This is a genomic window from Caballeronia sp. TF1N1, from assembly GCF_022878925.1.
In the GTDB taxonomy this organism is placed as follows: domain Bacteria; phylum Pseudomonadota; class Gammaproteobacteria; order Burkholderiales; family Burkholderiaceae; genus Caballeronia.
Map to the genome: position 1 here is coordinate 475,350 of NZ_CP084629.1, position 20,070 is coordinate 495,419.

Sequence of the window (20,070 nt, forward strand, 5' to 3'; positions counted from 1 at the left end):
CGTCAAATGATGGGATGCTGGTGCAGCTCCGACGTTGTTCTATTTCTTCGATTCATCGCGCTCTCAGGTTCGGCGTGGTGAAGCTCGAAGCACTCGGTTTGCTTCGCTGCAGCATCGCCTCTCGCCGAATTAGCCAAACTATATGCAGCGTTCACGCACGTTTCGATTAGCGTTTTCCCGGTAAGATGAAGCGCAATAGTCATGCTATTTCCAGCATCTCTCAAAGAGTGGGTAAAAGACATGGATGAGCCAAAACGTAAGCTTCGATCGGCCGCCTGGTTCGGCACCGCAGACAAGAACGGCTTCATGTATCGAAGCTGGATGAAGAACCAGGGCATTCCCGATCACGAGTTCGAAGGCAAGCCGATCATCGGCATATGTAATACGTGGTCCGAACTAACTCCGTGCAATGCGCACTTCCGCAAGCTCGCCGAGCACGTGAAGCGCGGCGTATTCGAGGCGGGCGGTTTTCCCGTCGAGTTTCCGGTGTTTTCGAATGGCGAATCGAACCTGCGTCCCACGGCCATGTTCACACGCAATCTCGCGAGCATGGATGTCGAGGAAGCCATTCGCGGCAATCCGGTCGATGCGGTCGTGCTGCTCGTCGGTTGCGACAAGACCACGCCCGCACTTATGATGGGCGCGGCGAGTTGCGACGTGCCGGCCATCGTCGTGTCGGGCGGGCCGATGTTGAACGGCAAGCATCACGGGCGCGACATCGGCTCGGGCACGGTCGTGTGGCAACTGAGCGAGCAAGTGAAGGCGGGCAAGATATCGATTCACGAATTCATGTCGGCGGAAGCGGGCATGTCGCGTTCGGCGGGCACCTGCAACACCATGGGCACCGCATCGACCATGGCGTGCATGGCCGAAGCGCTCGGCGTGACCTTGCCGCACAACGCCGCGATTCCTGCCGTCGATGCACGCCGCTATGTGCTCGCGCATTTGTCCGGCATGCGTATCGTCACCATGGCGCTCGAAGACTTGCGACTGTCGAAGCTCCTCACGCGTGAAGCATTCGAGAACGCCATCCGCGCGAACGCGGCCATCGGCGGTTCGACCAATGCGGCCATTCACTTGAAGGCGATTGCCGGGCGCATTGGCGTCGATCTACAACTCGACGACTGGACGCGCGTCGGACGCGGCACGCCCACGCTCGTCGACCTTCAGCCATCGGGCCGCTTTCTGATGGAGGAGTTTTATTACGCGGGCGGCTTGCCTGCGGTGCTGCGGCGCCTTGGCGAAGCGAATTTGCTGCCGCATCCAAACGCGCTCACCGCGAATGGCCACACGATCTGGGAGAACTGCAAGGAAGCGCCGCTCTATAACGACGAAGTCATCCGGCCGCTCGACAAACCGCTCGTGGTAGACGGCGGCCTGTGCGTGCTGCGCGGCAATCTCGCGCCGAATGGCGCGGTGCTGAAGCCGTCGGCGGCGACGGCGTCGTTACTCAAGCATCGCGGACGCGCGGTCGTGTTCGAAAACTTCGACGACTACAAGCAGAGAATTGCCGATCCCGAACTCGAGGTCACGAAAGACTCCGTGCTCGTGATGAAGAACTGTGGACCGAAGGGTTATCCGGGCATGGCTGAAGTCGGCAACATGGGTTTGCCGCCCAAGATTCTCGCGCAAGGCGTGACCGACATGGTGCGCGTATCCGATGCTCGCATGAGCGGCACCGCTTATGGCACCGTCGTGCTGCACGTTGCACCGGAAGCGCGCGCGGGCGGTCCGCTGGCTATCGTGCGCAACGGCGACTGGATCGAGCTCGATGCCATGCAGGGCGTGCTGCGTATCGATATCGACGAAGCGGAAATCAACACTCGGCTCGAAGCATGGAAGGCGGCGAAGACCGAGACGCCCGCGGACCAGAGCGGTTATCGCAAGCTCTATGTCGATCATGTGCTGCAAGCCGACGAAGGCTGTGACTTCGACTTTCTCGTGGGCTGCCGGGGCGCGGAGGTGCCGCGTCATTCGCACTAGACACGAAGCGCACCGAACTATTTTGATTTCTCGTTGACAACGCGAATTTCGGCGCACTAGTATCGACTCCATTCCTTACGGCCCGACAACGATGTCCGCCGGAGGACCCGGCGTAGAAGCCCCCTGACGAACCGTGCGTTCGTCAGGGGGCTTTTTTTTGTCTGTTTTCCTGGAGAACCTCAATGTTGCCAAAGCCGTCTGGCTGGATGCGTCTGGCCCTGCTTGCAGGACTTGGTCTCTCGTCGCTTGCTGCCAGCGCGGCGGACCCCGTGAAAATCGGCTTGCTCGAAGATGCTTCGGGCAACTTCGCGCTTGCGACCATCCCGAAGATCCACGCGACGCAACTGGCCGTCGATGAAATCAACGCAAAGGGCGGCATTCTCGGGCGCCCCATCACGTTGATCGCGTATGACACGCAGTCCGACAATACGAAGTTCCAGGAGCTTGCACGGCGGCTCGTTCAGACCGACAAACCCGACGTGATTTTCGGCGCATTCTCCAGCGCGTCGCGCGAGGCCATTCGTCCGATCATGGACCGCGCCAAGCAACTCTATTTCTACGATAACCAGTACGAAGGCGGCGTCTGCGACAGCACCACATTCGTCACGGGCGCCGTGCCCGAACAGCAGTTCTCGACCTTGCTGCCGTGGATGATGCAGAAGTTCGGCAAGAAGGTGTACACCATCGCGGCCGACTATAACTTCGGCCAGATCTCGGCGGAATGGGTGCGCAATATCGTCAAGGAAAATGGCGGCACGATGGTCGGCGAGGAATTCATTCCGCTTTCTGTTTCGCAGTTCGGCCAGACCATTCAGAACATTCAGAAGGCCAAGCCCGACTTCGTCGTGACCTTGCTGGTGGGCGCCAATCAGGCTTCTTATTACGAGCAGCAAGCGTCCGCGCATCTGAACTTGCCGATGGCGAGTTCGGTCAACGTGGGCCAGGCCTACGAGCACAAGCGCTTCAAACCGCCTGCGCTCAAGGACATGTACGTGACGGCGAATTATGTCGAGGAAGTCGATACCCCCGCGAGCAACGACTTCAAGAAGCGCTTCCACGCCAAGTTCCCGAACGAGCCGTATATCAACCAGGAAGCGGCCAACGCTTACGACGCCATCTATCTGTACAAGGCGGCGGCTGAAAAGGCCAAGACCACTGATCAGGCGGCGGTGCAAAAGGCGCTGGAAAGCGGCATCTGCACGGAAGGCGCGCAGGGCAAGGTGTGTATCGATCCGAAGAGCCATCACGTGAGCCACACGATCTACCTCGTGCATGTGAAGGACGATCACTCGGTCGACATTCCGAAAGTATGGGACGACGTGCAGCCTTACTGGCTCGGCAAGGTCGGCTGCGATCTGCCGAACAAGCCGGATCATCGTCAGTACACGCCGACGAATCTGCCGAAGAAGTCGTAAGTTGAGGAAACGGCGCGCCGCTCGTCACGAGCGAAACGCGCCGGCAACCTGGGTGACGCATTCATGGCCACGGTGTCCGTACTTTATTCGCTCGTTTATCAATTCGGCGACAGCTTCGCTTATCTCGTGCTCGCAGCGCTCGGTCTTGCCGTGATCTTCGGCATGATGGGGGTGATCAATCTTGCGCATGGCGAGTTCATCATGTGCGGCGCGTATGTGACGATCATCGCGGCGAAGCGCGGCGTGCCCTTACCGCTCGCGATGCTGCTCGGCGCGATCGCCGCTGCGATAGCGGGCGTCGTCATCGAGCGTCTGGTGATACGTCATCTCTACGACCGTCTCTTCGATTCAGTGGTCGCGACGTGGGCCATCAGCCTTATCGTGCAACAGACCATGCTGCTGGTCGCCGGGCCGTCGATAGAAGGCATCGGCACGCCGTTCGGATCGTTCTATGTCGGCGAATACTCGTTCTCGGTGTATCGCGCCGTCTTGCCGGTGATCGCGCTCGTGATTCTGTTCGCGTTGTACCTCCTGTTCTTCAAGACCAACTATGGCGTCTGCGCACGGGCCACCATACAGAACGCGAACATCGCGCAATGTCTCGGCTTGCGCACTGACCGGCTCTACACGCTGACCTTCGCGCTCGGCGCGGGGCTCGCGGGGCTGACCGGCGCGCTCTATGCACCGACCATGACCGCCGTGCCCACGATGGGCAGCAACTTCATCGTGCAGGCGTTCGTCTCGGTGGTGGTCGGCGGCGCCAACGTCATTGCGGGCACCACGCCTGCCGCTGCCGTGCTCGCGGTGATACAGACGGCGCTCACTGCATCGTATGGTCAGTTGTTCGGGCAGATCGGCTTGCTGGTGACGGTGATCGTCGTCATCCGGCTGATGCCGCAAGGCCTCGGCAATCTGTTCACCCGCTTGCGTTAGGAGCCTCGTGTGAACAAATCAATCGCATTGAAGTGTCTGCCGTGGCTCGTCGCATTTTGCTTGCCGATGGTGATCGACGCCACCGCAAGCGGCAATCTCGCCTACTGTCTCGTGTGGGCTTTCAGCGCCGTCGGACTTGCGGCGATGTGGGGCCACGGCGGCATTCTCTCGTTCGGACAGACCGCGTTCTTCGGGCTTTCGGGCTATACGTATGGCGTTTTTACGCTCAACTTCGGCGACTACTGGTATCAGTCGTGGCTCGGCGTGATCGTCGGCTTGCTGGTGAGCGTCGTGGTGGCCGCGTTGATCGGCTACATGATCTTCTACGGGCGCATCAAGGGTGTGTTCATCGGCATCGTGACCTTGTCGGTCACGCTCGTGCTCGAAACGTTCATGGCGCAGACGGCGGGGCCGCAATGGACCATCGGACAGGCGCCGCTCAACGGCTACAACGGCATGGGCGGCATGCCGCAGCTCACCATTCCGTGGCCCGGCGGCACGCTCACGCTGGAGAACGCGAGTTTCTATTACCTCGTGCTGGTATTGCTGCTGATCGTGTATGCGATCACTAAACGCCTGCTCGACGGAACCTTCGGACTCACGCTCGTCGCGATCCGCGAAAACCCGCAGCGCGCGGAAATGCTGGGCGTGGATATCCGCCGGCATCAGTGGATGATCTTCGTATTCGGCTCCACGCTCGGTGGCCTGTCCGGTGCGCTCTATACGATCTGGGGGTCCTATATCACGCCATCGACGATGGGACTCACCGCAGCCGCAATGCCCGTCATCTGGGTGGCTACCGCGGGCAGGCAGAGCATCGGCGGCGCGATCATCGGCACTGCATTGCTCGTGTGGCTCTCGCAGAACCTCGCGGTGTACGGCAGCCAGTACGCGCTCATTCTGATGGGTGCGATCCTGCTGATCGTCGTGCTCGCGGCGCCCGAAGGCTTGTTGCCATCGTCGGCGAAGTTGCTGCGACGACTCTTCGAACGCGACCGGACGCATTCGCATGGCGCGATCAATGCGCACAAGGAGAGCAAATCTTGACGGCCTTACTCGAAACGCGCGCGCTCAAGAAGCACTTCGGCGGCGCGCATGTGATCAACGGTATCGACTTCCAGATCGATGCGGGCGAGATACGTTGCGTGATCGGTCCCAATGGCGCGGGCAAGAGCACGTTCTTCAAGCTCATTACCGGTGAACATAAACCATCGGACGGCAGCGTGTATTTTCTCGGCCGCGACATGAACCATGTGTTGCCGCATGAGCGCATACGCATGGGCATGAGCATCAAGTTTCAGATACCCGGCGTGTTCCCGGACCTCACCGTGCGCCAGCATCTGCAACTGTCGCTGCATCGCGCGAAAGATGACAGGCCCGAGAACATCGACGAACTCTTGCAGCGCTTCTTGCTCGCGCAGGAAGAGCATGTACCGGCGCGCAATCTTTCGCACGGCAAGAAGCAATGGCTTGAAATAGCGATGGCCGTATCGCTGCGCCCGAAGCTGCTGTTTCTCGATGAACCCGTGGCCGGCATGTCGGTGGAAGAGACGCACGCGACCGGCGAACTCATCAAGCAACTACGCGACGATGGTCTCACGATGATGGTCGTCGAACACGACATGACCTTCGTGAAGCAGATCGCAACGCGCGTGAGCGTGCTGCACGGCGGACGCCTTCTCGCCGATGGTCCGCTCGATGAAATACTCGCGCGCGACGATGTTGCCGAGGTTTATCTGGGGAAGAAGCAATGAGCGCCTTCTTCGAAGTATCGGGCGTGGAAGGCGGCTATGGCGGCGGACGCGTGTTGAATAGCGTGTCCTTCGGCATAGAACGCGGCGAAGTGCTCGCAATGATCGGCCGCAACGGCGTGGGCAAGACCACGTTGATGCGCGCGTTGATCGGACTCGTGCCGTTGAGCGCGGGAAGCATTGCGCTCGATGGCGTCGAGCTCGGGCATGCGAAGCCTTACGTGCGAGCGCAGCAAGGCATCGGTTATGTGCCGCAAGGGCGCGAGATATTCGGCATGTTGACCGTGGCCGAGAATCTGCAGGTCGGTGCACAGGCCAATCGCGCGCAGGCTGCCGAGATGAAGGCGAAAGTCGTCGAGTACTTTCCGATTCTCAAGGCGCGTTACCGGCAAAAGGCGGGCACCATGAGCGGCGGCGAACAACAGCAACTGGCGATTGCGCGCGCGTTGATCAGCGCGCCCAAGGTGTTGTTGCTCGATGAGCCGTCCGAGGGCATTCAACCGTCGATCGTCACGCTCATCGGCGACACCATTCAACGGATTGCGCGGGAGGCGCGTATCGGCGTATTGCTGGTCGAGCAGGACATGGGCATGGTAGAGCGCATTGCGTCGCGCTGCTGCGTGATGGACAAGGGCCGAATAGTCGATACCCTGAGCCCGGCGCAACTCGGAGACGAACAACTGATTCGCCAGTATCTGGCACTGTGAAGGAGCATCGGACATGAAATGGCTTGAAGATTCGATCATGATGAAACGTGGCGTCGGCGCGAGCCGCGAGCCGGTTGAGCACCATCTCACGGAAGAGTTGCAGCAGACGTTCCACTACACCATCGGTCCTTATTCGCAACCGGTGCTGCATGTGAAACCGGGCGACCGTATCGTGGTTGAAACGCGCGATGCCTTCGAAGGCAAGATCAAGGAAGAGACCGACAAGCCATCCGAACTGCTGACTGTGCCGTTTCTCAATCCGCAGAACGGACCCGTCATGATAGAAGGCGCGGAGAAGGGCGACGTGGTGGCCGTGTACATCGAAAAGATGTCGCCGCGCGGTGACGACCCGCACGGCTTCTGCTGCATGATCCCCAACTTCGGCGGCCTCACGGGTACGGACTACACGGCGCTTCTCAACGAGCCGCTGCCCGAGATCGTGCGCAAGATCAAGATCGACGAAGAGAACGTCTATTGGAGCAAGCGCAATACGTTGCCGTACAAGCCGCATATCGGCACCTTGAGTCTTTCGCCGGAGATCGACTCCATCAACTCGCTCACGCCGGATTCGCACGGCGGCAACATGGATGTGCCCGACATGGGGCCAGGCAGCATCACCTACTTGCCGGTGCGCTCGCCAGGCGGACGGCTTTTTATCGGCGATGCACACGCCTGCCAGGGCGATGGCGAAGTGTGCGGCACGGCGGTGGAGTATCAAAGCACGACGACGGTGCGCATCGATCTCATCAAGGGCTGGAAGATCGATTGGCCGCGACTCGAAAACGAAGACGCGCTGATGAGTATCGGTAGTGCGCGTCCGTTGGAAGACGCCACGCGCATTGCGTACCGTGAGCTCGTGTTGTGGATGGCCGCCGAATATGGTTTCGACAAGTGGGATGCATATATGATGCTGAGTCAGGTAGGCAAGGTTCGGCTCGGCAACTTCGTCGATCCGAAATACACGGTGGGCGCCATGGTCGCGAAGCGCTACCTGAAATAACACTCAAATAAAGGCGTGCGACGCTCGAGTTCACGCGTTGCGCGTCCGTACATTTCCGGTGAGCGTGTCACGCTATGGCTTTGTCCGATCCCATCAAAGTGGGCCTGCTTTCTTCCACGAGCGGCGCGACTGCACTGCTCGAACGTTCGCAATGGCGCGGGGCCGCGCTTGCAATGGCCGAGATCAACGCGTGCGGTGGCATTGGCGGGCGCGAACTCGTGGCGGTTCATTACGATCCCGCGTCCGACCCAGCGGCATTCAGAGAGCGGGCGGAATGGCTCATCATGAAAGACGGCGTGAACGTGATCTTCGGCGGTTACACGTCCACGAGCCGCAAGGCCATGTTGCCGGTGGTCGAGAAGCACAATCGTCTGCTCATTTATTCGCAGCAGTATGAAGGCTTCGAGTATTCGGACAACATCATTTATAGCGGGGCATCGCCGAATCAAAATGGCGTGCAGTTGGCCGACTTCATGACGGAGACGTTCGGTGCGCGTGTGTATATGGTCGGCTCGCGCTATGTCTATCCGTATGAGTGCAACCGCACGATGCAGGAGTTGCTGTTGCAGCATCCGGAAGGCGCGATTCTCGGTGAACGTTATCTTCCGCTCGATGTATCGCGCGAGCCGTTCGCCGAAGTCATCGCGGACATCAAACGCAAATCGCCCGACTGGATTTTTTGCACGCTGATCGGCGCCACGGTGCCGTATCTCTACGAAGCCTATGCGCGCGCCGGCCTCGATCCCGCGGTGATGCCCATTGCTAGCCTCAACACGTCCGAGACCGAGATTCATGCAATGGAACGAGGAATCGCACAAGGACACTACACGGCCGCGCCTTATTTTCAAAGCATCGATACGCCGGAGAATCACGCCGCCGTGCGTCATCATCAGACGCGCTTTGGCGCCGATACACCCACCGACATGAACTGGGAGGCTGCGTACTATCAGATGCACATGTTCGCCGAAGCCTGCGCGCGCGCGGGCTCGGACGAGATCGGCACGATCATGCCGCATCTGCTCGGCGCGGAGTATGCGGCACCGCAGGGACGCGTGCGTATCGACCCGGTGAATCATCATATGGCGTTGTATCCGCGTATTGGCCGCGCGAATGAAGACGGTCACTTCAGCGTGTTGCGCGAGTCGAAGATCGCGGTCGCGCCCGATCCTTATATGACGCACCAGACGCTCGGCGATTGGGTGACCAAGCTGAGCTTGCGGGACTACTGACGTGAGCACGCGAGGCGACAGAGGACAGCGCAGTCTGACTGGCTCCATTCTGGAGCGCAGTCCGCGCGTGATCGTCGTGCATCCGGACGATGACGACGGCCTCACGTTGACGAGCCATTTGCGACGCATTGGCTTCGAGGTCGAACGCGTATGGCCGCCCACGGATGTGCTGCCCGATCACGTGGATCTCGTGTTTCGCGCGTTGCGGCCCGACGAACGCGCGCCGCAGGACGAATGGCTCGGTCCCGACGCGCCGCCGCTCATCTGCGTCATCGGCTACGAGAACCCGACGTTTATCGATCAGGCCATCAAGATGGGATCGGACGGCATCATCACCACGCCCATACGCGCGTCCGGCTTGTTGTCGGCCATCGTCATGGCGCTCTATCACGCACGACGCGCGCGTCAACATACGCAGCGTATTGCGAAGCTCGAACAGAAGCTGCTCGACAGTCGGCATTTGAGCGAGGCGAAGAGCATCCTCATGCTCATGCATCAGATCAGCGAGAGTCAGGCTTACGACATGCTCAGGGCGCAGGCGATGGAAAAGCGCGTGACTATCGACGATATCTGTCACTCGGTCATTCAAGCGGGCGAAGTGCTGCAGCTCAAACGCTGCGCCGCGCCCGGAGAGGAAAGTTAGGCACAGGAGCCACGGACATGGACTTGCAACTCAATGGATTGAAAGCGATCGTCACGGGCGGGACCAAGGGCATTGGCCTGGCCATTGCACAGACGCTGGCGAAGGAGGGCGCGGATGTCGCCATCTGTGCGCGCGATGCGGCAAGCGTGGCAAGCACGGCGGATGCGCTCGCGGAACTGAGCGGTGCGCGTTCGCTGGGCGCAGCCGTCGATGTCGCCGACGGCGCGGCGCTCGGAACCTGGGTGCAAAGCGTTGGAGAGGACTGGGGCGGTATCGATATCATCGTCGCCAATGTGAGCGCGCTCGCCATCGGCAACGACATCGAATCGTGGCGCAAGGAGTTCGAGACCGACTTGCTCGGGACGGTTCATCTCGTCGATTCCGCCATGCCCTACCTCGAAAAGAGCGCGGCTGCGTCTATCGTGGCCATTTCCAGCGTGTCGGGACGCGAGATCGATTTCGCGGCGGGACCATATGGTGTTTTCAAGGCGGCGCTCGTTCACTACATGCAGGGGCTTGCGAATCAGCTTGCCGCGAAGGGCATTCGCGCGAACACGGTGTCGCCCGGCAATGTGTACTTCGAAGGCGGCGTGTGGGACTGGATCGAGCATAACGATCCCGAGCTCTTCGCCAAGGCGCTCGCGTTGAACCCGACAGGACGCATGGCAAGGCCGCAGGAGATCGCGAATGCCGTTGCGTTCATCGCGAGTCCGGTGGCGAGTTTCGTGAGCGGCGCCAACTTCGTCGTCGATGGCGCGCTCACTCGCGGCGTGCAGCTTTGAGCGGCACAGCGACCCTTACATCGGGTTCGCGGCGACGAAGTTCTTGAACGCCGTGTACTTCGGCTTGATGGTCCTGCCGTCGTTCTGCATCAGGCCGTAGGGACCTTCGCCGCCCACCGGGTCGTCATAGAGCTCGTAAGTCTGGATGGACTGGATGTTGTATTGCCTCGCGAGCAGCACGAACTCCGCCATCATCAGGTTGCCGACCAGATAGTTCGCGGTTTGCGTGTCCGTGCCATAGCTCGGGCGCACACCGAATTCGTTGATCCAGATGGGCTTATTGAACTGCGCGAGCGCCGCGAGCACGTTGTGGCATCCGGTGCCGCCGCAAGCGTTCACGATGTCGCCCTGATCCGAATACCAGTGCCATGCGGTGATGTCCCAGCTGACGATGGGGTGATTCGTGGTGCCGTCGGGTTGCGTGCCGTTGGCGAGCATCTGATCGAAGCCGTAGTGCATCCACGCGCCGCCGCCCATGATGATCTTGCCCGCCGTATCGACGGACTTCACGCCCGCGATCATGCCGCGGATCACGCCGCGTGCAATCTGAAACTTCGCGTTGTCGTAGTGCTGCGGATAGATGCCGTCCACGTTTCCGGTGAGGCATAGCGCTTCGAGCTCGTTGCTGACTTCATAGTACGGATAGCGATTTGCGGCCGCCGTCTGCTGACCGAGCGTGAAGGCCGCGTTATAGGCATCGGCTTCGCTGCTGTAGTTCAGGTCCATCAGCATGACGGGGTAAACGGTCACGCCGCCTGCGGCCATCGTCGTTGCGATGCCGGCGAGCTTGGTCGCACCATACGCGCTGAACACTTCGTTGCGATACATCTTCACGCCTAGATCCTGCAACTGCGAGAGTTGCAGCGCGGGGCTCGATATGTCGTAGGCGCCGCCTTCGTTGTTGTGGCCGTTCGCGCCATAGAAGATCGAGTGCACGGTCACGGGCGTGACGGGCGTGACGATCGTGCCGGAAGCGGGGGAGACTGATGACGCCTGAGGGTTGTTTGCAACGGGCGGGACAATGGGCGTTATAGGCGTTACGAGCGCTGCGGGCGCCGTGGGCGCGATGACGGTCGTGTCGTTGCTGCTGGTCGAGTTGCTGCCGCTGACCGTATGCGCGGACGACGTCGTGTCGCTCGTGGATGCCGTCGTCGTCGTGGTGGTCGTGGCCGAAGCCGATGCAGCGCCGCTTTGGGTCGTGGTCGTGGTTGTAGTCGTCGCTGCGGAGCCGGACGAGTTGGTGCCTGCCGCCGAGGTGCTCGACGCTTCCTTTGCATCGCCTCCGCCACCGCCGCCACCACATGCCGCGAGAACGAGGCTCGCGGCGAGCGCTGCTGCAAGCTTGATCGCGCTTGGCGCGGTAAAACGGGTTGCAAAGGAAAGAGGCACGGTCGTCATAACGATACAGAATCCCTTAAAGAAGGCGTGATCATCCGCACGGACCAGACGCAACGGAAGTTAGTCATCCGTATAAACGCAAATCGAGGACGAGCGAAGCCGTCCGACACGAAGATCGGTGCTGGACCACTAAAGCGGTATCACGTCAGCCTGCGTCTTCAACGACGCGCGGCCCTGGGTGGCGAGCGTCGGACAATCGTTTGCCTCGAAACTCGCGTTTGAGAAAAGCTTGAAAAGTCGCTTGAACCGATGTTGCAAGAACGACCGATCGTCCTATAAGCATCGCTGCAACAAGTACGTTATCGGCGCGGCAGTGGCGAACTTTAGGCATTCAGGGAACGATGACAACGAAGTCCATCACGCCGGTTTCAAAGTCCAAAAAAACCAAACCCCGCTGGGCCATCGGCCGAACGGGGGTTCGTCGTTGCACTTGCTCATTGCTCACTTCCTGACCATTGCGCTCAGGCCTGCATTACGGCTACAGCGGGAAAACGTGCTGCGCTTTGTTGCGATAAAGATGACGCGTTGGTTTCAGACAACTTCTGTTTGCAACTGCTTCAAGCGAACCTTGGCTTGGCTGCGCTTCGGTCAAGGTAGGTAGGTGAGGCCGTGTGTTCAGCACTCGCCGGGTCCGCTTTCGTGCGGTGCGTTGATCAGCACCACGGAACAAAGTTTAATGCGCGTGCTCGCCTTTCAATCGGTGAAGGTGATGCCTTTTCGACTTTCTGTTCGGCGCATATGCGGCACTCAAGTCCAGCGAGATACGGCCGTCTGATCGACGCCGCGCAACTAACCGCCGAATCCTGGCGCCCCGGCCTTCGCTGACGCCATCCTAGGGACAACCCGCATTGTTCTGACGGCCGTTTGATTGATACATTCCAAATCATACGTATGATCTAGAGACATAGAAAAATGCCGACTTTGCATAGTCAAGTGCTCAACGAGATGGGCGAACAGATTTGCTCCGGCAAATTCGCGCCCGGCGACATCCTGCCTGCCGAGACAGAACTCGCGGAGCAGATGCAGGTGAGCCGCATCACTATCCGCGAGACGATGAAGTCGTTGTCGGCGAAGGGCATGCTTCAGGTGCGCCGCCGCCACGGCACCATCGTGCTGCCGCGCGCGCAGTGGCAGCTTTTCGATCCCGACGTCATCACGTGGCGCGCACGCGCAGGCGCCATCGACGACGCGCTCATTCAGGACCTGATGGAGTTGCGGCTCATCATTGAACCGAATGCCGCGAAGCTCGCCGCGAAACGGGCGACCGCGCAGGACCGCAAGGACATTCGACGCGCATTCAAGGCAATGGAGCGGGCTGTCGCGGGCCAGGGCGAATACGTTCCCGCCGACCTTGCTTTTCACGGCGCGATTCTCACCGCTTGCCATAACCAGTTCATCCAGCAGATGCAGAACGCGCTGTCGGCCATCCTGCGCACGAGTTTCGAACTGAGCTCGGAGATCGCGGGCGGTCCCGCGCGTTCGTTGCCGATGCACGAAGCGCTCTGCGTCGCAATCGAACAGGGCGATACCGCCGCCGCCGAGCGCGCGGTGCTTACGCTCATCGAGCGGGCGGAGAAGGACTTCGACGATCGCGCCGCGATGACGCGCACGCTCAACGACAAGCCGCTTTGAACCTGCAACGCGAAACGATTCAACCGAGGACTTACGCATGACACAGTTGTTCGACTTGAGCGGCCGCACCGCGCTCGTAACGGGATCGGCGCGCGGCATCGGCTTTGCGCTGGCGGAAGGCCTGGCGCAAGCGGGCGCGGGCATCATCGTGAACGGCACGCGGGCCGATACCGTCGATGAAGCCGTGCGCCGTCTGCGCGAACGGGGCGCCACGGCGCAAGGCCGTGCATTCGATGTCACCGACGAAACCGCGGTCGCCGCCGCCTTCGAGGCGTGGGACGCCGAAGGCGTCGAGGTCGATATCCTCGTGAATAACGCGGGCATCCAGTTTCGCAAGCCGCTCGTCGAACTCGCGCTCGCGGACTGGCAACGCGTGATCGACACCAATCTCACGAGCGCGTTCATCGTCGCGAAGGAAGCGGCGCGGCGCATGATCGCGCGCGGCAAGGGTGGCAAGGTCATCAACATCGGGTCGCTGACGAGCGAAGGCGCGCGCGCCACCGTCGCGCCTTATACGGCGGCCAAGGGCGGCGTGAAGATGCTCACGCGCGCCATGAGCGCCGAATGGGCCGCGTTCGATATTCAGGCGAACGCTATCGGCCCTGGCTACATCCTCACCGACATGAATCAGGCGCTCGTCGATAACGTGCAGTTCGACGCATGGGTCAAGGCGAGCAATCCGTCGCAACGCTGGGGCAAGCCCGAGGAACTCGTCGGCACGGCGGTGTATCTCGCGTCGCCTGCATCGAGCTATGTGAACGGCCAGATCATTTATGTCGATGGCGGCTGGCTCGCCGTGCTTTGAAGTATCACCATGAATCTTGGAGACAACATGGATAGCGTCAAAACGGTGGCACCGCAAAGATGGTGGTATCTCATGCCCATCATCTTCATCACATACAGTCTTGCGTACCTGGATCGCGCGAATTACGGCTTCGCGGCTGCGGCGGGCATCGACCGCGATCTCGGCATCACGCATGCGACGTCGTCGCTCATCGGCTCGCTGTTCTTTCTCGGATACTGCTTGTTTCAAGTGCCCGGCGCGATCTACGCGCAAAAGAACAGCGTCAAGAAACTCATCTTCATCAGCCTCGTGCTCTGGGGCGTGTGCGCCGCGTTGACGGGCATGGTGAGCAATATCCCGATGCTGATGGTGCTGCGCTTCGTGCTCGGCATCGTCGAGGCGGCGGTGATGCCTTCCATGCTCATGTACATCAGCCGCTGGTTCACGCGCACCGAACGCTCGCGCGCGAACACGTTCCTCATTCTCGGCAACCCCGTGACGGTGCTGTGGATGTCGGTGGTTTCGGGCTATCTCGTGAAGAGCTTCGGCTGGCGCGAGATGTTCATCATCGAAGGCGTGCCGGCTATTGCATGGGCCGTGGTGTGGTGGTTCACGGTGAAGGACCGTCCCTCGGAAGTCACCTGGATGAGCGACGCCGAGAAGGCCGAACTGCAAGCGCGTCTCGTCTCGGAACAGGCGCACATCGCACCCGTGCGCGATTACAAGTCGGCGTTTCGGTCGTCCATCGTGCTCAAGTGCTGCGCTATCCACGCGCTGTGGAGTATCGGCGTGTACGGCTTCATCATGTGGCTGCCGTCCATCCTGAAGGCGGCCTCGACCATCGACATCGTGTCGGTCGGCTGGCTCGCGGCGGTGCCTTATCTCGCGGCCATCATCCTGATGCTGCTGGCATCGTGGCTCTCCGACAAGACGCGTAATCGCAAGCTCTTCGTGTGGCCGCTGCTGCTGATTGGAACGATCGCGTTCGTCGGCTCCTATCTCGTCGGCAGCTCCAACTTCTGGCTCTCGTTCGGCTTGCTCGTGATCGCGGGCGGCACCATGTACGCGCCCTACGGACCGTTCTTCGCGCTCGTGCCGGAACTCATTCCGAGCAACGTGCTTGGCGGGGCGATCGGGCTCATCAATGCGTGCGGCGCACTCGGCGCGTTCTGCGGTTCGTGGGTCGTCGGCTATCTGAATGGCGCGACGGGTAGTCCGTCCGCATCGTATGTGTTCATGGCTGCGGCGCTCTTCGCTTCGGTCGTGCTGATGATGCTCGTGCCCGCCACCACCGGTGAACGTTCCACGCCCAAGGGAGGCGCGGGCAAGTCCACGCCTTCCGTTCTTGCAAAGTAACGTCATGGCCATCCTCATCACCGATGTCAAAGTCATACTGACCGCGCCGGAAGGCATCAATCTGCTCGTCGTGAAGGTCGAGACGAATCAGGACGGTCTCCATGGGCTCGGCTGCGCGACCTTCGCCTACCGGCATCTCGCGGTCAAATGTCTGATCGAAGAGTATTTGCGGCCGCTGCTCATCGGGCGCGATGCGCAAGCTATCGAAGAGCAATGGCAGCTCATGCATCAAAACGCTTACTGGCGTAACGGGCCGATAGAGAACAACGCGATCTCCGGCATCGACATGGCCTTGTGGGACATCAAGGGCAAGCTCGCGAACATGCCGCTCTATCAGCTTTTCGGTGGCAAGGTGCGCGAAGGCGTGCCGATCTATCGTCATGCGGATGGTCGCGATCTCAACGAACTCTGCGAGAACATTCAGCGATATCGCGAGCAAGGCATCACGCATATTCGCTGTCAAAGCGGTGGTTATGGCGGTGGCGGTTTTGGCAAGGCACCGCAGAGCGCACCGCGCGGCGCGCCCGATGGCATCTATCTCGACAGCCGCAAATATATTCGCGATACGCTAAAGCTTTTCGATGGAATTCGCTGCAAAATCGGTTTCGATGTCGCGCTGTGCCACGACGTGCACGAGCGCCTGAAGCCAGTGGAAGCGATTCGCTTCGCACGCGAGCTGGAACCGTATGAACTTTTTTTTCTCGAAGATGCGATCGCGCTGGAAGAAGGCGAATGGATGCGCCAGCTACGCGCGAAGACCACGACGCCGCTCGCGCAAGGCGAGTTGTTCAACAACCCTTATGAATGGCGTTTTCTGATCACTGAACGGTTGATCGATTTCGTGCGCGTGCATCTGAGTCAGATAGGCGGCATCACGGCGGGACGCAAGCTGCAGATTTTCGCGGAGCAGTTCGGCGTGCGCACGGCATGGCACGGTCCAGGCGATATGTCGCCGCTCGCGCATGCGGCGAATATTCATATCGATCTGGCATCGCGTAATTTTGGCGTGCAGGAATGGTCGGGCACGGAGCCGCCCAACTTCGTGATCCAGAATCTGAAAGGGCCGCGTGCCGCCTTGCTCGATGTGTTCCCCGGCCTGCCGGAGTTTCGCGACGGCTACGTTCATGCGAACGACAAGCCAGGCTTGGGCGTCGATATCGACGAGAAGGAAGCCGCGAAATATCCCTGCGAGGCCGACGTTACCGTATGGACGCAAACGCGCCTCATGGACGGCAGCCTGCAAACGCCTTGAAGCTAACTTAAGGCGCGGCGTTGCTGCATCGGTTGATACGCTTCGCCAGCCTTGAAGCGGTCGAGGCGCTCGCTTGCCGTCGTCAGGGCGGCGAGCGTGGCGCGCTGCAACTGATGATCGTATAAGGAGACGATTGCCGCGATCTGCTCGAATGCTTCCGGCGCAAGGGTCCACGTGCCGGATTCGCGGCCGCCGTCGAATACTTCGGCCATGATGCGGTCGGCGGCCATCAGCGCGTCGTGGGAGAAGTCGCCGTGACCCGCTTCGGACAGGAAGCGCGCGAGCAGCATCGCTTCGGTGATCTGCTGGGCGGGTGCGATGTCGGTGGCGCCGGCACGCAGCGCTTGCAATGACAGATGCACTTGCAACGCGAGTTCGTTGGCTACCGCGCGAGGAATCGGCAGCAGTTGCGCTTTGGACAGCCGCGCGCGCGAAGCCTGCGGCGAACGCTGAAAAGGAAGGGTGCGTGACATGCGTATAAGCGAAAGAAGCGCCGTCGTGGTTGACTTCTCTCGTTAACGTTCGTCCCACGCGTTTTCTGAAGGGTTGTTTTGGCGTGTGCGTGCAAATTCTTCGAGGATCGCAATGGCGCGCTCGCACTGCGCCGCGTCCAGCGAGTGGATGGACGGTTTTACCGGATCGGCGCCGATTTGCTGCGCGAGCCACTTCAGGCCCTTTGCGCGGGCTTCGAAAATATTGCACGCGTCGCGGCGCACTTTTGCCTGGGCGAGCGGTTCGAGGGCAGCGTGTAGTTTTGTCTTCAGATCGCGTAAAGCGGCATCGGCCAGACGCCCGAGCGGAACCTGGCGCGTGCTGCGCGGGAAAACACCGATCCACGCCTGGCAAGGCGCACAAACCCAGAGCGGGCCGTGATCGTCGCGATACGGGTAGACTTCATCGTCCGAGCGAGCAAGCGTCGCGGGCACGCCGCAATAGTCGCAATCGGGATGAGGCAGAGGTTTGACCGGGCGGCCGACTCGCATTGTTGAATAAGTCGAGGGACGAAAGCGGCCAATATATCAAACGCAAACTGCGAAACGGATCGATGCCGGCAAGTGAGCGCGAAGCTCTCGTGCCGGCATCAAACCTCGACTTGCAGGGAGCGGCTCAAGGCTCACTCCTGGAGGCATTTAGCGACTTAGCGCTGGTCCTTCTTCACTTCTTCCTTGACGTCGCCGTATTGCTTGCGAGCTTCGCCGGCGCCTTGCTGGACCTGACCCTTCACTTGCTGGGCGGTGTCGCCAGTCATCTTGCCGACCGCCTCATTCGCCTTGCCCTTCACCTTTTCGGCGGTACCCTTAACTTGATCCTTGTTCATGGTGAACCTCCTTGAATGGTTGCGTGGGACGGTTTGCCTCCACGAATATCCTTACCGCAAAACACGGGCCTGCCCTGCGAACGATCGGTCGTTTTTCGTTCGTGCCACACTACACTGCAAATTCAACTGAAAGAGGAGACTTTCGGCGTATGGCAAGAACCAACGAGTACCAACAAGCTATCGGCGATGCCGTGACCGACTGGAAAACGCGCGAGCGGCCCGCGCGAATCGTCGTCGAAGGCACGCACTGCAAGATCGTGCCGCTCGATGTCGACGCACATGCGCAGGATCTTTTCCATGCGTACAGCGAGCCGAGCGACTGGACCTATCTGTTCACCGGTCCGTTCAAGGAGTTTGCGGCGTTCCGCACGTATTTGACACAAGCGGCGGCATCGGCCGATCCGTTGCACTACGCCGTCATCGATAAATCCAGCGGCAAGGCAGTCGGGACGTTCGCGCTGATGCGCATCGAGCCGGTTCATGGCGTGATCGAAGTGGGCAGCGTGACGTTTTCGCCGCTGCTCAAGCAAACGCGCATCTCGACCGAAGCGCAGTATCTGCTGATGCGCTACGTGTTCGAAGCCCTGCAATACCGGCGCTACGAATGGAAATGCGACAGCCTGAACGCGCCATCGCGCAAGACGGCGCTGCGACTCGGCTTCGAGTTCGAAGGCATCTTCAGGCAAGCTATCGTGTACAAGGGTCGTAACCGCGATACCGCGTGGTATTCGATCATCGATAAAGACTGGCCCACGGTGCGCGCCGCATTCGAACGCTGGCTCGCCGACGACAACTTCGACGCCGACGGCAAGCAACGCGCATCGCTTGCGAGCTTGAGAGTCAACGCATCTGAATGACAGGCGCGAGAAAATTGCGCACGTAAGGCAGCCAGATCGGAATGGCCGCGCGGGACGCGAACATTCCGTGACCGTTTTCACCGTAGGGCGGCTCCATCACGAACTGCCCTTTGCCGCCTGCTTGCTGGAATGCGTTGAACCAGCTTCGCGTGTAGTCCGGGCCGAAGTACTGATCGTTCTCGACATAGTGCCAAAGCACCGGCACGCGCACGGTGCCCGCGAAGTGCGTGATCGCTCTTAGCATGTTGTCCGGGGCGCACGGCACGGTTGGATGCCTTGCCGGATCGCCGCCGCGTCCGCCCGAGAAGTTGAGCACCGCTATCACGCCGGGCGGATCGAAGCTCGCCGCCGCCAGCGAAGAAAACCCGCCCGCAGATTGCCCCGCCAGCACGATCCGGTTGCCGTCCACTTGCGGCAGGGTCTTCGCATACGCGATGGTCGCGAGAATGTCCTGTGCGGCTGCATTGCCGGATGCTTCGTAATCGGCATTGGCGCACTTGCCGGTGCTCTCGGCATACGTGCCGCCCGTCGCGCCATAGCCTCGGCGAATCGGCACGATCACGGCGAAACCCATCTCCACGAAAGTACGAATCTGCGGAATCAGCCGATAACGCCCGGTCTTCACGCGATTGAGCGGATCGGGCGGACTGCCGTGACTCAGCACGATGAGCGGAAACGGCCCCGCGCCATCCGGCTGATAGAGCGTCGCGACCAGTTCACGGCGCGAGTCGCCGAACAAGCCTTTCTCGATCATCGGAACCTGCACGACGGTTTCATGCAGATCGGCGGCGAGGCTTTCGGGTTCGTCCGCGCGCGCGACGGAGACGGCGGCAAGCGCGACAAACACAAGGGCTGAAAGGCGCATGAGCGGAGTTCGAGCGTCTGGGTGATGCGCAATGTATCAGATCGTCTCCTTAGTTAATCACCCATCGGTGAATTCGTTTATCACCGCGCCGTCACTTTTCTAAGCCAGGAAAATTGGTTTGGCCTCGGCATGCCGGCTCTTATTCTTTTTGCTCTGCGACGACGC

19 protein-coding genes and 1 pseudogene are annotated in these 20,070 nt (G+C 60.5%); 15 read left to right on the forward strand and 5 right to left on the reverse strand.

The window, feature by feature from the left end; translation table 11 throughout:
• Positions 1-240 precede the first annotated feature (240 nt).
• The 10 genes from LDZ28_RS28295 to LDZ28_RS28340 all read left to right on the forward strand — a co-directional run bounded on the left by LDZ28_RS28295 (position 241) and on the right by LDZ28_RS28340 (position 10,443).
• Positions 241-1,983: an IlvD/Edd family dehydratase gene (locus LDZ28_RS28295; RefSeq protein ID WP_244831071.1), complete on the forward strand. Its 1,743-nt coding sequence runs from the start codon at positions 241-243 to the stop codon at positions 1,981-1,983.
• Between the two features lie 182 nt (positions 1,984-2,165).
• Positions 2,166-3,398, forward strand: a complete 1,233-nt coding sequence (locus tag LDZ28_RS28300) for an urea ABC transporter substrate-binding protein (RefSeq protein ID WP_244831072.1) — start codon at positions 2,166-2,168, stop codon at positions 3,396-3,398.
• A gap of 63 nt (positions 3,399-3,461) precedes the next feature.
• Positions 3,462-4,331, forward strand: a complete 870-nt coding sequence (locus LDZ28_RS28305; RefSeq protein ID WP_244831073.1) for a branched-chain amino acid ABC transporter permease — start codon at positions 3,462-3,464, stop codon at positions 4,329-4,331.
• A 66-nt stretch (positions 4,332-4,397) separates the two neighbouring features.
• Positions 4,398-5,378, forward strand: a complete 981-nt coding sequence (locus LDZ28_RS28310; RefSeq protein ID WP_244831931.1) for a branched-chain amino acid ABC transporter permease — start codon at positions 4,398-4,400, stop codon at positions 5,376-5,378.
• Positions 5,375-6,085, forward strand: a complete 711-nt coding sequence (locus LDZ28_RS28315; RefSeq protein WP_244831074.1) for an ABC transporter ATP-binding protein — start codon at positions 5,375-5,377, stop codon at positions 6,083-6,085. Before LDZ28_RS28310 ends, LDZ28_RS28315 begins: the two co-directional genes overlap by 4 nt.
• Entirely contained in the window at positions 6,082-6,789 is a 708-nt protein-coding gene (locus tag LDZ28_RS28320; protein WP_244831075.1) for an ABC transporter ATP-binding protein, read from the forward strand. Before LDZ28_RS28315 ends, LDZ28_RS28320 begins: the two co-directional genes overlap by 4 nt.
• A gap of 13 nt (positions 6,790-6,802) precedes the next feature.
• Positions 6,803-7,789: an acetamidase/formamidase family protein gene (locus tag LDZ28_RS28325; protein ID WP_244831076.1), complete on the forward strand. Its 987-nt coding sequence runs from the start codon at positions 6,803-6,805 to the stop codon at positions 7,787-7,789.
• Positions 7,790-7,863: 74 nt separating this feature from the next.
• A complete protein-coding gene (locus LDZ28_RS28330; protein WP_244831077.1) occupies positions 7,864-9,018 on the forward strand; it encodes a transporter substrate-binding domain-containing protein in 1,155 nt (384 codons plus the stop codon).
• 1 nt (position 9,019) lies between these two features.
• Complete coding sequence (locus LDZ28_RS28335) at positions 9,020-9,661, forward strand: ANTAR domain-containing response regulator (protein WP_244831078.1); 642 nt, start codon at positions 9,020-9,022, stop codon at positions 9,659-9,661.
• 17 nt (positions 9,662-9,678) lie between these two features.
• Positions 9,679-10,443: an SDR family NAD(P)-dependent oxidoreductase gene (locus LDZ28_RS28340; protein WP_244831079.1), complete on the forward strand. Its 765-nt coding sequence runs from the start codon at positions 9,679-9,681 to the stop codon at positions 10,441-10,443.
• Positions 10,444-10,458: 15 nt separating this feature from the next.
• On the opposite strand, the gene LDZ28_RS28345 is transcribed toward LDZ28_RS28340, so the two are convergent.
• On the reverse strand, positions 10,459-11,841 hold the full coding sequence (locus tag LDZ28_RS28345; RefSeq protein ID WP_244831080.1) for a hypothetical protein: 1,383 nt from the start codon (positions 11,839-11,841) through the stop codon (positions 10,459-10,461).
• Between the two features lie 912 nt (positions 11,842-12,753).
• On the opposite strand from LDZ28_RS28345, the gene LDZ28_RS28350 reads away from it, so the two are divergent.
• From LDZ28_RS28350 to LDZ28_RS28365, 4 genes are read left to right on the forward strand one after another with little or no spacing between them, the layout of a single operon-like run.
• Positions 12,754-13,473, forward strand: a complete 720-nt coding sequence (locus LDZ28_RS28350) for a FadR/GntR family transcriptional regulator (RefSeq protein ID WP_244831081.1) — start codon at positions 12,754-12,756, stop codon at positions 13,471-13,473.
• 37 nt (positions 13,474-13,510) lie between these two features.
• Positions 13,511-14,278 (forward strand): SDR family oxidoreductase, encoded by a 768-nt coding sequence (locus LDZ28_RS28355; RefSeq protein WP_244831082.1) that lies wholly within the window; start codon positions 13,511-13,513, stop codon positions 14,276-14,278.
• 27 nt (positions 14,279-14,305) lie between these two features.
• The gene (locus LDZ28_RS28360; RefSeq protein ID WP_244831083.1) at positions 14,306-15,613 is read left to right on the forward strand and encodes an MFS transporter; all 1,308 of its coding nucleotides are present in this window, start codon (positions 14,306-14,308) and stop codon (positions 15,611-15,613) included.
• A 4-nt stretch (positions 15,614-15,617) separates the two neighbouring features.
• Positions 15,618-16,865 carry an enolase C-terminal domain-like protein gene (locus tag LDZ28_RS28365; RefSeq protein ID WP_244831084.1) on the forward strand — a complete coding sequence of 416 codons (1,248 nt, stop codon included), beginning with the start codon at positions 15,618-15,620 and terminating at the stop codon, positions 16,863-16,865.
• Positions 16,866-16,867: 2 nt separating this feature from the next.
• Here the strand turns inward: LDZ28_RS28365 and LDZ28_RS28370 are convergent, their stop codons facing one another.
• The 3 genes from LDZ28_RS28370 to LDZ28_RS28380 all read right to left on the reverse strand — a co-directional run bounded on the left by LDZ28_RS28370 (position 16,868) and on the right by LDZ28_RS28380 (position 18,183).
• Positions 16,868-17,338 carry a hypothetical protein gene (locus tag LDZ28_RS28370; RefSeq protein WP_244831085.1) on the reverse strand — a complete coding sequence of 157 codons (471 nt, stop codon included), beginning with the start codon at positions 17,336-17,338 and terminating at the stop codon, positions 16,868-16,870.
• A 42-nt stretch (positions 17,339-17,380) separates the two neighbouring features.
• The gene (locus LDZ28_RS28375; protein WP_244831086.1) at positions 17,381-17,848 is read right to left on the reverse strand and encodes a zinc-finger-containing protein; all 468 of its coding nucleotides are present in this window, start codon (positions 17,846-17,848) and stop codon (positions 17,381-17,383) included.
• Positions 17,849-18,003: 155 nt separating this feature from the next.
• Positions 18,004-18,183, reverse strand: coding sequence for a CsbD family protein (locus LDZ28_RS28380; RefSeq protein WP_244831087.1), 180 nt, complete (start codon positions 18,181-18,183; stop codon positions 18,004-18,006).
• Between the two features lie 149 nt (positions 18,184-18,332).
• On the opposite strand from LDZ28_RS28380, the pseudogene LDZ28_RS28385 reads away from it, so the two are divergent.
• A pseudogene (locus tag LDZ28_RS28385) lies at positions 18,333-19,022 on the forward strand (GNAT family N-acetyltransferase); the annotation flags it as partial.
• Between the two features lies 1 nt (position 19,023).
• Here LDZ28_RS28385 and LDZ28_RS28390 read toward each other — a convergent pair.
• Positions 19,024-19,905, reverse strand: coding sequence for a S9 family peptidase (locus LDZ28_RS28390; RefSeq protein ID WP_244831089.1), 882 nt, complete (start codon positions 19,903-19,905; stop codon positions 19,024-19,026).
• Positions 19,906-20,070: the final 165 nt, after the last annotated feature.